This window comes from Streptomyces sp. NPDC048111 (assembly GCF_043202815.1).
GTDB lineage: Bacteria > Actinomycetota > Actinomycetes > Streptomycetales > Streptomycetaceae > Streptomyces.
The window spans coordinates 126395-139204 of record NZ_JBIDBD010000010.1 but is presented as its reverse complement, the minus strand read 5'-3'; the positions used below and the strand labels follow the sequence as shown (position 1 = coordinate 139204).

The window sequence follows — 12810 nt, the reverse complement described above, 5'->3', positions numbered from 1 at the left end:
GTTCCGGTCCGGCGGCACGTCCCGCGTGATGTGCGCGGGTGCCGCCGTCCGGGGCGCGGGCGCCGCACGGGAGCTGTTTATGTCTGGCTCGCCGGTTCCCTACGCGGTGTGCGTACGGCCTGGCGAAAGTCTTTTAGGTCTGTGCGCCGCCCGACCCAGGTGGCTCCCGAGTGCCAGGGCTGCGCTACGACGACCGCCCTTACGCGGCGGGACCTTCCGGCGCCGTCGCTGAGACGGTCCCGGCGGCTGTTTGTGGAGCGGCCGGGGCTGCCTCGCGGTCGGGCGCGAGCGGGTCTGTCACCGTGCCGGACTCCTCGTCGAAGAGCCCCTGCGCCAGCCTGGTCACCGCAGCGGGGACGGGCGGCGCCAGGTCGGCCACGGCTCGGAGACCGGACAGGACGTCGTCGGGTCGCACGGCAGGTGTCAGGTGCCGCACTACCAGGCGCAGTATCGCACAGGCGTCGCCCAGAGGCCCACCGGCCTGTGGAGGAAGCGCCTGGAGTTCGGCGACCGCGCCTCTGGTGTCGAAGGTGCGCATGCCGTTCTTGGTCTTGCGCTGCACCTCGACGCTCTCGGCGGCGAGGAACGTCTCGACGGCCTTGGCGGCCTCGTCGAGGGTGACGCCGTCCAGGCGCAGCTCCCAGACGGAGGCGGTGAGCCGGTCGGCCAGGCCCGAGGTACGGGCCTCGACCGCGTCGACGATGTCGAGCCCGGTGGGCAGCGACTCGTCGAGCAGGGCGCGCAGGGTGTCGGGGTCGCGCTGCGCGGTGAGGGCGATCTCCAGGTACTCGGCCTCGGAGCCGACACCGGTGGGTGCGGCGTTGGCGTACGAGACCTTGGGGTGCGGGGTGAAGCCCGCCGAGTAGGCCATCGGCACCTCGGCGCGGCGCAGGGCCCGCTCGAAGGCGCGCTGGAAGTCGCGGTGGCTGGTGAACCGGAGGCGGCCGCGCTTGGTGTAGCGCAGGCGAATGCGCTGCACCGCGGGTGCGGGCGGCGGGCCTTCGGGCTGTCGCTTGCCCAGTGGTTCTTCTCCTCGGTGCGGGGCGGGCGCGGTGAGCGCCGCCCACCGTCCTGTGGGGGCCCCTCCGGTCACGGCCGGTGCGCCACCCGGCTCATCCCCGCGGCTTGCGAAGGGAGATCTCGGGGGCGGGCACCGCGCCGGAGGCAGTAGTTGTACTACCCAGAGTACGCGCCCGGTGCCCGGCCCGTTCCCGGGGCGGCCCGCCGACCAGGGCCCGCCAGGCCTCCTGCCGGGCCGTGCGTACGCTCTCGCGGGCCGTCGCGAGCGCCTGTCGCACGGCGCGGCCCGCCTCGCGCGCGGCCCGTCCGGCGGGCCGCAGGACCGCGTCCCGCACCCAGTGCCCGGCCGGCGTGAGGACCCTGGTGTAGGCCCAGCGCAGCGGCCGGACGATGAGCGTGCGGGCGATCCGGGCCAGCGCCCGGCCGACGGCGCGGGTGAGGAATCCGGCGATGCGCCAGGCGTGTTGGACGGCGTGTTGGACCTCGCGCAGGACGACGACCACGACGACGACCAGAGCGCGCCCGATCGGCGCCAGCACCCGGCGCAGCACCCACACCGCCGGTACCACCAGCAGCAGCACGGCCAGTGCGGCCAGTCCCCGCACCAGCGCGGCGCACCCGGCGGCGGCGAGCGCGGCGGCCGAGGCGATGCCCCGGCCGACCGGAGCGAGCACCCATCGGTGGAGCAGGGCGGCCGGGACGACCAGTCCGTAGCGCAGCAGCGGTGCGAGGACCCGTCGCCACAGCAGGGCGGGCGCCCTGACGAAGAACGCCTTCAGCACCCACCCGACCCCGGCGCGGGCGAGCCGACCGCCGCGCCCGAGGGCCCGCCCGAACGGCCGGAGCACCTGCCGCCACAGCCAGACCAGCGGAGCCGCGACGAGATGGACCGCGACCCACGCCACTGGAACGGCCACCAGGTTGACCGCGACCCACACCACCGGCCGAACGATCAGGTTCACCCACACCCAGGCCACCGGAACGGCCACCAGGTTCACCGCCACCCACGCCACCGGCCGCGCAATCAGCTGCACCCATACCCAAGCCGCCGGCCGCACGATCAGATGCACCCACACCCACGCCACCGGAACGGCCACCAGATGCACCGCCGCCCACGCCGCCGGAGCCACGACCAGGTTCACCCAGGCCCATGCGACACCCCGGCCCACGGCACACACCGCGGCCCCAACCGCCCGCGCCAGCACGGCAGTTGCCCGGACGAGCGGGGTCAGGACGTGGCGGTACGTCCACTCGGACGGGATCACCACGAGGCCTCGCCACAGCGGCACCAGGACGACCCGGCGCAGGGCCTTCGCGCCGAGCGCGATCACGTCCCAGACCATGCGGACGGGGACGACCAGGACCAGCACCACGATGCGTACCGGGACGCGGATCGCGACGGTGAGGCAGCCTTCGGGGTCGCGCGGGGCGGGCCGGTTCTCCATGCGGACAAGGACGCACGAAGGGCCTCCTGACGTTGCGTCAGGAGGCCCTTCGTGATCAGGCGGTTATACGGCCGGAGAGCCGCGCCGGGGTCAGTTCTTGACCGTGAGCGGCAGCAGCTTCTTGCCGGTGGGGCCGATCTGGATGCTGGTGTCCATCTGGGGGCAGACACCGCAGTCGAAGCACGGCGTCCAGCGGCAGTCCTCGACCTCGGTCTCGTCGAGCGAGTCCTGCCAGTCCTCCCACAGCCAGTCCTTGTCGAGGCCCGAGTCGAGGTGGTCCCAGGGCAGGACTTCCTCGTAGGTGCGCTCGCGGGTGGTGTACCAGTCGACGTCCACGCCGAAGGCGGGCAGCGTCTTGTCGGCGCAGGCCATCCAGCGGTCGTAGCTGAAGTGCTCGCGCCAGCCGTCGAAGCGGCCGCCGTCCTCGTACACGGCGCGGATGACGGCGCCCACCCGGCGGTCGCCGCGCGAGAGCAGGCCCTCGACGATGCCGGGCTTGCCGTCGTGGTAGCGGAAGCCGATGGAGCGGCCGTACTTCTTGTCGCCGCGGATCTTGTCGCGGAGCTTGGTCAGCCGGGCGTCGGTGTCCTCGGCGCTGAGCTGCGGGGCCCACTGGAACGGGGTGTGCGGCTTGGGCACGAATCCGCCGATGGAGACGGTGCAGCGGATGTCGTTCTGGCCGGAGACCTCGCGCCCCTTGGCGATGACGTTGACCGCCATGTCGCCGATCTGGAGGACGTCCTCGTCGGTCTCGGTGGGCAGGCCGCACATGAAGTACAGCTTCACCTGGCGCCAGCCGTTGCCGTACGCCGTCGCCACCGTCCGGATGAGGTCCTCTTCGGACACCATCTTGTTGATGACCTTGCGCATGCGCTCGGAGCCGCCCTCGGGGGCGAAGGTGAGGCCCGAGCGGCGGCCGTTGCGGGTCAGCTCGTTGGCCAGGTCGACGTTGAAGGCGTCCACCCGGGTCGAGGGCAGCGACAGGCCGATCTTGTCGTCGGTGTAGCGGTCCGCGAGGCCCTTGGCGATGTCGCCGATCTCGGTGTGGTCGGCGGAGGACAGCGAGAGCAGGCCGACCTCCTCGAAGCCGGTCGCCTTGAGGCCCTTCTCCACCATCTCGCCGATGCCGGTGATGCTTCGCTCCCGCACGGGGCGCGTGATCATGCCGGCCTGGCAGAAGCGGCAGCCGCGGGTGCAGCCGCGGAAGATCTCCACGGACATGCGCTCGTGGACGGTCTCGGCGAGCGGGACCAGGGGCTGCTTGGGGTAGGGCCACTCGTCCAGGTCCATGACGGTGTGCTTGGAGACCCGCCACGGCACGCCCGACCGGTTCGGCACGACACGCGCGATGCGGCCGTCCGGCAGGTACTCGACGTCGTAGAAGCCGGGGACGTAGACCGAGCCGGTCCGGGCGAGGCGGAAGAGCACTTCCTCGCGACCGCCGGGGCACCCCTCGGCCTTCCAGCCGCGGATGATCTCCGTCATGTCGAGGACGGCCTGCTCGCCGTCGCCGATGACGGCGCAGTCGATGAAGTCGGCGATCGGCTCCGGGTTGAAGGCCGCGTGCCCGCCGGCCAGGACGATGGGGTCGTCCAGGCCGCGGTCCTTCGACTCCAGCGGGATGCCCGCGAGGTCCAGGGCCGTGAGCATGTTGGTGTAGCCCAGCTCGGTGGAGAAGCTGAGCCCGAACACGTCGAACGCGCGCAGCGGGCGGTGCGAGTCCACCGTGAACTGCGGCACCTGGTGCTCGCGCATCAGGGCTTCCATGTCCGGCCACACGCTGTAGGTGCGCTCGGCGAGGACGCCCTCGCGCTCGTTCAGTACCTCGTAGAGGATCATGACGCCCTGGTTGGGCAGCCCGACCTCGTACGCGTCCGGGTACATGAGCGCCCAGCGGACGTCACACTCGTCCCAGGCCTTGACGGTGGAGTTGAGCTCACCGCCGACGTACTGGATCGGCTTCTGCACATGCGGGAGCAGCGCTTCGAGCTGTGGGAAGACGGACTCGGCAGACATCTCGACCTTCGTGGGCTGGCAGGGGGCGACTCTCTAGCGTAACGCGAGCCGGGTCGCCCCTTCGCACGACGATCACCGGGCCGCCCTGAGGCGCCGGAGCGGCTTGGGCCGGCGGGCGCGGGCCCACACCCCGGGCAGCTCGCTCTCGCGCCGGGCCGCGCTCGCCTGCTCCTGGCCGTACAGGAGCCCCCAGGTGAAGGCGGACTCCCCCGCGACGTCGGCCTGGGCGGCCAGGGTGCGCAGGGCCTCGCGCGCGACGACGCCGTCCTGGTGGTCGCCGAGGACGTTCTGGACGGCCTTGAGCCGCTTGGCCAGTTTCCGGGCGGGCCCGCCGAGCGCGGGGGCGGCGGCCTCGGCCGCGTACCGGGCGCGCTTGGCGGCCTTGCGGGCCCGGTGCAGGGCGAGGTCGCGGTCGTGGCCGGGGGCCAGGTCGAGGGCGGCGGCGACGCGGCGGGCCAGGCGCCTGTGGTCCTTGAGGACGGCACGGGCCAGTACGCCCGCGGCGGGACGCTCGGCGGCCGGCCGCAGGGGCGGGTCCGCGAGCAGGGTGTCGAGGGCGTCGAGGAGGGCGAGGTGGCGCCTGCTGTCGAGGACGGCGGTGATCCGGCGCCGGGAGCCGGTGCGGCGGACCGCGGTGCGGATACGGAGCCGGGCGCGGACCGGGCCGAGGAGCAGGGGGGCGGGCAGGGCGTCGAGCCGGTCGCGCAGGCGCTCGGTGAGGACCTCCTGGTCGCGGTCGACGCCGAGTTCGGCGGCGAGCCATTTGAGCTCGGCGCCGATGGGGTCGGTCACGGCCCGGTCGACGACCTTGGCGTACGTCCTGAACGCGCTGCGCAGCCGGCGGGTGGCGACCCGCATCCGGTGCACCGAGTCGGGCACCTCGCGCCGTACGGCGGGGTCGAGGGCGACGAGTGCGTCGCGCTGGGCGCGCAGATACGCCAGGACGTGCGCGCCCGCGGTGCCCTCGGCGGGCTCGTCCGCCCCGGCCGTCCGGGCGGCGCCGTCCGGCCCGGGCGGGGCGGTCTCGCGCAGGGCGCGGGCGACCTTGGAGGTGCTCGTCGCGGGCTCGACGCCCGCGGTGCGCAGCTGGTCCGCCACGCCGTCCAGGAGGCTCTCGTCCTGGACGCCGTCGGCGAGTTCGACCTCGATCTCGGTCCAGGTGGTGGCACGGGAGCCGGCGCGCAGCCCCTCGGCGCGCACGGTGTCGATGCTGAGCTCGGCGAGCAGGGTGCCGTCCTCGGCCAGCAGGTGCTGGACGTCGCGGGACGACAACAGGCGTACGACGGGGACGAGTTGGGCGTCGCGGACGCGGGAGCGCAGCAGTGCGGACAGCGCGGGCGGGACCGTGTCGGCGAGCGGGGCGCGGACCTCGTCACGGACGCCGGGGGCGACGGGGAACTTGAGGTGCCAGCCCGCGTCGGCGCCGCCGGTCCTGCGGCGCAGGGTGAGGGAGTCCGCGTCCAGGCGCAGGTCGGGGGTGTCGTAGTAGACCGCGTCGAGGTCGACGGCGCCCCGGTCCTCGACGGCGGCGATGCCGGGCACGGCCGTCAGGTCGGGCAGCCGGGCCCGGTCGGCGCCGGGGCCCGGGGCGTCGGCGCCGGGGTGCGCCGCGCCCGCCCGGGCGGTGAACTCGAATTTCCGCTCGATCTCGCGCTTCGTGTCCGCCATACCCCGAATCTAGACGCGAACGCCGCCCGGCGGGAGGGAGCCGTGGCGGCGCCGCCGAGCCGTCATGGGCCGCTAGGCCGTTATGGGCCGCTGGACCCGGATCGACTGGAGCAGCCCTATGGCGACCCACACCGCGAACATCGAGGACCCTCCGTAGGAGACGAAGGGCAGCGGGATGCCGGCGACCGGCATGATGCCGAGCGTCATGCCGATGTTCTCGAAGGACTGGAAGGCGAACCAGGCGATGATGCCCGCCGCCACGATCGTGCCGTACAGCTCGGTCGTCTCACGGGCGATGCGGCAGGCCCGCCACAGGATGACGCCGATCAGCACGATGATCAGGCCCGCGCCGACGAAGCCGAGCTCTTCCCCGGCCACGGTGAAGACGAAGTCCGTCTGCTGTTCGGGCACGAACTGGCCGGTGGTCTGGGAGCCCTTGAAGAGCCCGGTGCCGGTCAGGCCGCCGGAGCCGATCGCGATCCTGGCCTGTCCGGTGTTGTAGCCGACGCCGGCCGGGTCGAGGTTGGGGTTCGCGAACGCGGCGAAGCGGTTGATCTGGTACTTGTCCAGTATCCCGAGCGCGGCGACGAGGACCGCGCCGATGATGCCCGCGCCGATCAGCCCGAAGATCCAGCGGTTGGACGCCCCGGAGGACAGCAGCACGCCGAGGATGATCACCACGATGACCATGGTGGAGCCGAGGTCGGGCATCAGCATGATGCAGCCGATCGGGATGGTCGCGAGGCCGAGGGCCTTCATCACGGTGCGGTGGTCGGGGTGCGGCTGGTCGCCCGCGTCGACGCGGGCGGCGAGCAGCATCGCCATGCACAGGATGATCGCGATCTTCGCGAACTCGGAGGGCTGGAGGGAGAATCCGCCGCCGAGCACGATCCAGGAGTGCGCGCCGTTGACGGTGGCGCCCAGCGGCGAGAGCACCGCGAGCAGCAGCAGGATGGAGAGCCCGTACAGGATGGGCACCGCGCCGCGCAGGGTGCGGTGGCCGAGCCAGATGGTGCCGATCATCAGGCAGACCCCGATGCCGGCGTTCATGGCGTGCCGGATCAGGAAGTAGTACGGGTCGCCCTGGTTGATGGCGGTGCGGTTGCGGGTCGCGGACCACACCAGGAGCGAGCCGATGAAGCAGAGCGCGAGGGCCGAGAGCAGCAGCGGCCAGTCGAGCCGGCGCAGCACCGAGTCCCGAGCGGTCAGCCGGGCCAGCGCCCCGCGTTCCTTGGGCGCGTAGCGCTGGACGGAGAAACCTGCCATGACGCTAGTCCCTCCGGGGGTTGCGGTTGTCGACGTCGGTGGCCGGGGGGTTGTTCGGCTGCTGCTGACCCGCGGGCTGCTGGCCTGCGGGCTGCTGGCCTGCGGGCTGCTGGCCGTCGGCGAGCTGCTTTTCCTTGGTCTTGCCCGCGTTCGGGTCGTAGTCGGCGACGGCCGGCGCGTCGATGGAGCCGTCGGCCTGGATCTTGGGCAGGGACTGCTCGGGCTGCGGGAGCAGGGCGCGCTTGAGGTCCTGGTTGCCGGCGTCGTCGATGCCGTACATCGCCTCGTAGATCTTGCGCACGGCCTCACCGGAGGCGCCGGAACCCGTACCGGCCTGGGCGATCGTCATCACGACCGTGTAGTCCTTGGAGTACGTGGCGAGCCAGGAGGTGGTCTGCTTGCCGTAGACCTCGGCGGTGCCGGTCTTGGCGTGCAGCTCGACCTTGTCCTGCGGCCAGCCCTGGAACTTCCAGGCGGCGGTGCCGCTGGTGACCACGCCCGCGAGCGCCTTGTTGAAGCCGTCGAGGGTGGCCTGGGTGACCGGGAGCTTCCCGTTGACCTTCGGCTTGATCTCCTGGACCGACTTGCCGTCGGCGCTGATGATCGCCTTGCCGATGGTCGGGGCGTGCATGGTGCCGCCGTTGGCGATGGCACCGTAGATCATGGCCTCCTGGATCGGCGTGACGAGGGTGTCGCCCTGGCCGATGGAGTAGTTGATCGAGTCGCCCTCGCGCATCTTGTTGCCTTCGAGGCAGTTCTCGTACGCGATCTTCTCGACGTAACTGCCGTCCTTCTTGCCGGTCTTGCACCAGCCGTCCTTGTTGGCCGTCCAGTAGTTCTCCTTCCACTGGCGGTCCGGGACGCGGCCGGTGACCTCGTTGGGCAGGTCCACGCCGGTGATCTTGCCGAGGCCGAACTGGTGGGCCGCCTTGTAGAAGTAGTCCTTGGGCTGGCCCTTCTTCGGGTTGATCCCGCCGTCCTTCTTCCACTCGTTGTCGGCGAGGCCGTAGAAGACGGTGTCGCAGGAGACCTCGAGGGCGCGGCCGAGCGAGATGGGGCCGAAGTTCTCGCCCTCGAAGTTGCGGAAGACCTGACCGCCCACGGAGTACGAGCTGGTGCAGGGGTATCCGCCGTCCCACTTGTAGCCGGCCTCGACGGCGGCGGCCGTGGAGACCACCTTGAACGTCGAGCCGGGCGCGGCCTGACCCTGTATGGCCCGGTTGAGCAGCGGGTAGTCGCTGTCCTTGCCGGTGAGCTGCTGGTAGTCCTTGCCGGAGATGCCGCCGACCCAGACGTTCGGGTCGTAGGTGGGCGCCGAGGCCATGGCGACGATCCGGCCGGTCTTGGCCTCCATGACGACGACGGCGCCGGAGTCCGCCTTGTAGTTCTCGTTGGTGATCTTGTCGTACTGCTTGCGGGCCTCGACCATCGCGTTGTTGAGCTCGTACTCGGCGACGGCCTGCACGCGTGCGTCTATCGAGGTGACGACATTGGCCCCGGGCTGCGCCTTGTCGCTCTGGGCCTGGCCGATCACGCGGCCGAGGTTGTCGACCTCGTAGCGGGTGATGCCGGCCTTGCCGCGCAGCTGCCTGTCGTAGGTGCGCTCAAGGCCGGAGCGGCCGACCTGGTCGGAGCGCAGATAGGGCGAGTCGGTGTCCTTGGCCTTGGTGATCTCGTCGTCGGTGACGGGCGAGAGGTAGCCGAGCACCTGGGCGGTGTTGGCCTTGCCGGGCGCCGGATAGCGGCGCACCGCGGTGGGGTCGGCGGTGATGCCGGGGAAGTCCTCGGAGCGCTCGCGGATCTGCAGGGCCTGCTGGGTCGTGGCCTTGTCGGTGACCGGGATCGGTTGGTACGGAGAGCCGTTCCAGCAGGGCTTGGGCGTCTTGGCGTCGCACAGCCGCACCTTGTCCATGACGTCCTGCGGCTTCATGCCGAGCACGGCGGCGAGCCGGGTCAGGACGGCCTTGCCCTTGTCGGGCATCTTCGACAGGTCGGTGCGCGAGGCGGACACCACCAGGCGGGTCTCGTTGTCGGCGAGCGGCACACCGCGGGCGTCCAGGATCGAGCCGCGCACCGCGGGCTGGACGACCTGCTGGACGTGGTTGTTCTTGGCCTCGTCCTCGTACTCCTGGCCGTTGCGGATCTGCAGGTACCACAGGCGTCCGCCCAGCGTGAGCAGGAGCGAGAAGACGAGGACCTGGATGATGATGAGGCGGATCTGCACCCGGGGGGTGCGGCCGGTCTCGGGAATGTTGCTCATGCTGTGACGACCCCCAGGTTCACAGTCGCTTGACGCCCTTGATGCGGCCGGCCCGGGCCGCTCTGTTGCGGGCCGCCTTGACCCGCAGCCCGCCGCGCTGGCCGCCGATGCGCAGTCCGGTGCCACCGGAGAGCCAGCCGGAGGTGATGTTGCCCGGTGCCCCGCCCTGGCCGGCGGTCTCGGCGAGCGGGTCGTTCTCGGCGCGCCGGGCGATGGCCATGATCAGCGGCACGGTGAACGGCGCGAGCAGCAGGTCGTAGAGGGTGGCCGTGAACACCAGGCTGGGCAGGCCGACATGGCGGGCCGCGGTGTCCCCCACCAGAGCGCCGACCGTGGCGTACAGGAGCGTGGAGCCGATCGCCGCGCCGACCACGACCAGCATCGGGCCGGCCGCGGTGCGCAGCCGCCCGTGGTCGGGCTTGGCCAGGCCCGCGAGGTAGCCGATCACGCACAGGACGAGGGCGTAGCGGCCGGCGGCGTGGTCGGCCGGCGGGGCGAGGTCGGTGAGCAGGCCCGCGCCGAATCCGACGAAGGCACCGCCGAGGTGGCCGTACACCAGGGCGAGGCCCACGACGGTCAGCAGGACCAGGTCCGGTACGGCGCCGGGCAGTTGGAGACGGGCGAGGACGCTCACCTGGACGACGAGGGCGAGGACGACCAGGGCGGCGGAGAGGATGACCCTGTTGACACGCATCTGGATCAGCTCCTACTGCTCGCCGTCGGCGTTGGCGTTGGCGTTCGGATCACCGTTCGGGTTGGGCGGATTCGCGTTGGCGTTCCCGTTCGGCGGATTGGCGTTCCCGGCCGGGGGGTTGGCGTTGCCCGGCTGGTTGGGCCTGGCGTTGGGGTCGGGGTTGCCGTTGGCGTTCGGGTCGGCGTTCGCGTTCTGGTTGGCGATGTCGGTGTTGCCCTGGCCGTTCGGGTTCTGGGGCGGGGTCGCCGTGACGGTGACCGTGGGGGTCGGTGTCGGCTTGGGCTTGGCGGGCAGCACCTGGTCGCGCGGGTCGGTGCGCGGGGCCTGGACGACGACGCCGACGATGTCGAGCTTGGTGAACCCGACGTAGGGGCGTACGTAGATGGTGCGCGTCAGGTCGCCGCCCGAGGGGTCGACCTTGACGACCTCGCCGACGGGCACGCCGGGCACGAACGGCTTGTCGGCCTGCGAACCGAAGGTCACCAGGCGGTCGCCGGGGTTCACCTTGGCCTTGCCGTTGAGGAGCTGGACCGACAGCGGCCGGTCGCCGTGGCCGGTGGCGAAGCCGAGTTCGTCGCTCTTCTCCATCCGGGTGCCGACGGTGAAGTCGGGGTCGTTGGCGAGCAGCACGGTCGCGGTGGAGGGACCGACGGTGGTGACCCGGCCGACCAGGCCCTCTCCGTTGAGCACCGTCATGTCGCGCTTGATGCCGTCGTTGGAGCCGGCGTCGATGGTGACCGTCCAGGAGAAGCCCTGGGCCGCTCCTATGGCGACGACCTGCGCGGCCTTGATGCCGTACTGGCCCTCGCCCGCGGTCTTCAGCATCGAGTCGAGCTGGTTCAGGCGGCTGCGGTTGCGGGCGTCGCTGCCGAGCCTCTGCTTGAGGGCCTCGTTCTCGGCCTGGAGCGCGGAGATCCTGTCGTGGCGCTTGCCGGAGTCGCGCACCGCGCCGATCGCGTTGCCGACCGGGTCGACGGCGGCCGCGACCCCGTTCTCCACCGGTCCGAAGACCGCGGCGGCGGCCTGCCGGGCGCCGTCCACCGGTGAATTCGCCCCGCCTCTGATGTCCACCGTGATCAGCGCGAACGCTACGGCGATCAGCAGCACCAGGAGCAGCCGGCTCTCTCGTGTGTCCCTCACGTGCGGCGGCCGTGCCTTCCTCGTAGGAATGTGGGTGATCTACAAGATCTCTTCGATCTGTATACCAACGATCCGCCGTACGGGTTGGCAGTGACCCATACGGCGGACAGCAGGCCCCGAAGGGCTATCGGCGGGGCTGTGCGTCGAGGACCTGCTGGAGGGCTTCGAACTCCTCCACGCACTTGCCGGAGCCCAGGGCGACCGAGTCGAGCGGGTCTTCGGCGATGTGGATCGGCATGCCGGTCTCGCGGCGCAGCCGCTCGTCCAGGCCGCGCAGCAGGGCGCCGCCGCCGGTCAGGACGATGCCGCGGTCCATGATGTCGCCGGAGAGCTCCGGCGGGCACTTGTCGAGGGTGGTCTTGACGGCGTCGACGATCGCGTTGACGGGTTCCTCGATCGCCTTGCGCACCTCGGCCGCGGAGATCACGACGGTCTTCGGCAGGCCGGAGACGAGGTCGCGGCCGCGGATCTCGGTGTGCTCGTCCTTGTCGAGGTCGTACGCGGAGCCGATCGTGATCTTGATCTGCTCAGCGGTCCGCTCACCGAGCAGGAGCGAGTACTCCTTCTTGATGTGCTGGATGATCGCGTTGTCGAGCTCGTCGCCGGCCACCCGGATGGACTGCGCCGTGACGATTCCGCCGAGCGAGATCACGGCGACCTCGGTGGTGCCGCCGCCGATGTCGACCACCATGTTGCCGGTGGCCTCGTGGACCGGCAGGCCCGAGCCGATGGCCGCGGCCATGGGCTCCTCGATGATGTGCACCTGGCGGGCGCCCGCCTGGGTGGAGGCCTCGATGACGGCGCGGCGCTCGACTCCCGTGATGCCCGAGGGCACACAGACCACGACGCGCGGGCGGGCCAGATACCGGCGCTTGTGGATCTTCAGGATGAAGTAGCGGAGCATCCGCTCGGTGATTTCGAAGTCGGCGATCACGCCGTCCTTCAGGGGCCGTACGGCGACGATGTTGCCCGGCGTACGGCCGATCATCTTCTTGGCTTCCGCGCCGACCGCCAGGATGCCGCCGGTGTTGGTGTTGATGGCGACGACGGACGGCTCGTTCAGGACGATTCCGCGGCCCCTGACGTACACCAGCGTGTTGGCGGTCCCGAGGTCGACAGCCATGTCACGGCCGATGAACGACATTTTGTTGCTCCCCATGAGGATGCGTCCGGCCTTCCCTAATCGAGCGTTGACGGCTTCTCAGGTCGGCGAGGTGGGTGCGTTGAGCGTGAGGGCCCATCGTAGTCCGGCCTGCACGGACACGGCGCGGTGGTCCACCTCAATATTGGTGACGTCGTGT

The 12810-nt window shown here is 71.2% G+C and carries 9 protein-coding genes; all 9 read right to left on the bottom strand.

Annotation, left to right across the window (positions count from 1 at the left end):
* Positions 1 to 199: 199 nt before the first annotated feature.
* Positions 200 to 979 carry a TIGR03936 family radical SAM-associated protein gene (locus tag ACGF3I_RS18855; protein ID WP_393133386.1) on the bottom strand — a complete coding sequence of 260 codons (780 nt, stop codon included), beginning with the start codon at positions 977 to 979 and terminating at the stop codon, positions 200 to 202.
* Between the two features lie 133 nt (positions 980 to 1112).
* Positions 1113 to 2465: a hypothetical protein gene (locus ACGF3I_RS18850; protein ID WP_393133384.1), complete on the bottom strand. Its 1353-nt coding sequence runs from the start codon at positions 2463 to 2465 to the stop codon at positions 1113 to 1115.
* A gap of 90 nt (positions 2466 to 2555) precedes the next feature.
* The gene (locus ACGF3I_RS18845; RefSeq protein ID WP_393133382.1) at positions 2556 to 4481 is read right to left on the bottom strand and encodes a TIGR03960 family B12-binding radical SAM protein; all 1926 of its coding nucleotides are present in this window, start codon (positions 4479 to 4481) and stop codon (positions 2556 to 2558) included.
* A gap of 72 nt (positions 4482 to 4553) precedes the next feature.
* Positions 4554 to 6149: a CHAD domain-containing protein gene (locus tag ACGF3I_RS18840; RefSeq protein ID WP_393133380.1), complete on the bottom strand. Its 1596-nt coding sequence runs from the start codon at positions 6147 to 6149 to the stop codon at positions 4554 to 4556.
* A 72-nt stretch (positions 6150 to 6221) separates the two neighbouring features.
* The gene (rodA, locus tag ACGF3I_RS18835; RefSeq protein WP_393133378.1) at positions 6222 to 7415 is read right to left on the bottom strand and encodes a rod shape-determining protein RodA; all 1194 of its coding nucleotides are present in this window, start codon (positions 7413 to 7415) and stop codon (positions 6222 to 6224) included.
* Between the two features lie 4 nt (positions 7416 to 7419).
* On the bottom strand, positions 7420 to 9675 hold the full coding sequence (gene mrdA, locus ACGF3I_RS18830) for a penicillin-binding protein 2 (RefSeq protein ID WP_393133376.1): 2256 nt from the start codon (positions 9673 to 9675) through the stop codon (positions 7420 to 7422).
* A 19-nt stretch (positions 9676 to 9694) separates the two neighbouring features.
* Entirely contained in the window at positions 9695 to 10369 is a 675-nt protein-coding gene (mreD, locus tag ACGF3I_RS18825; protein ID WP_393133374.1) for a rod shape-determining protein MreD, read from the bottom strand.
* A gap of 12 nt (positions 10370 to 10381) precedes the next feature.
* Complete coding sequence (gene mreC, locus ACGF3I_RS18820) at positions 10382 to 11509, bottom strand: rod shape-determining protein MreC (RefSeq protein WP_393133373.1); 1128 nt, start codon at positions 11507 to 11509, stop codon at positions 10382 to 10384.
* Between the two features lie 124 nt (positions 11510 to 11633).
* Positions 11634 to 12653, bottom strand: coding sequence for a rod shape-determining protein (locus tag ACGF3I_RS18815; RefSeq protein ID WP_053727412.1), 1020 nt, complete (start codon positions 12651 to 12653; stop codon positions 11634 to 11636).
* Positions 12654 to 12810 lie beyond the last annotated feature (157 nt).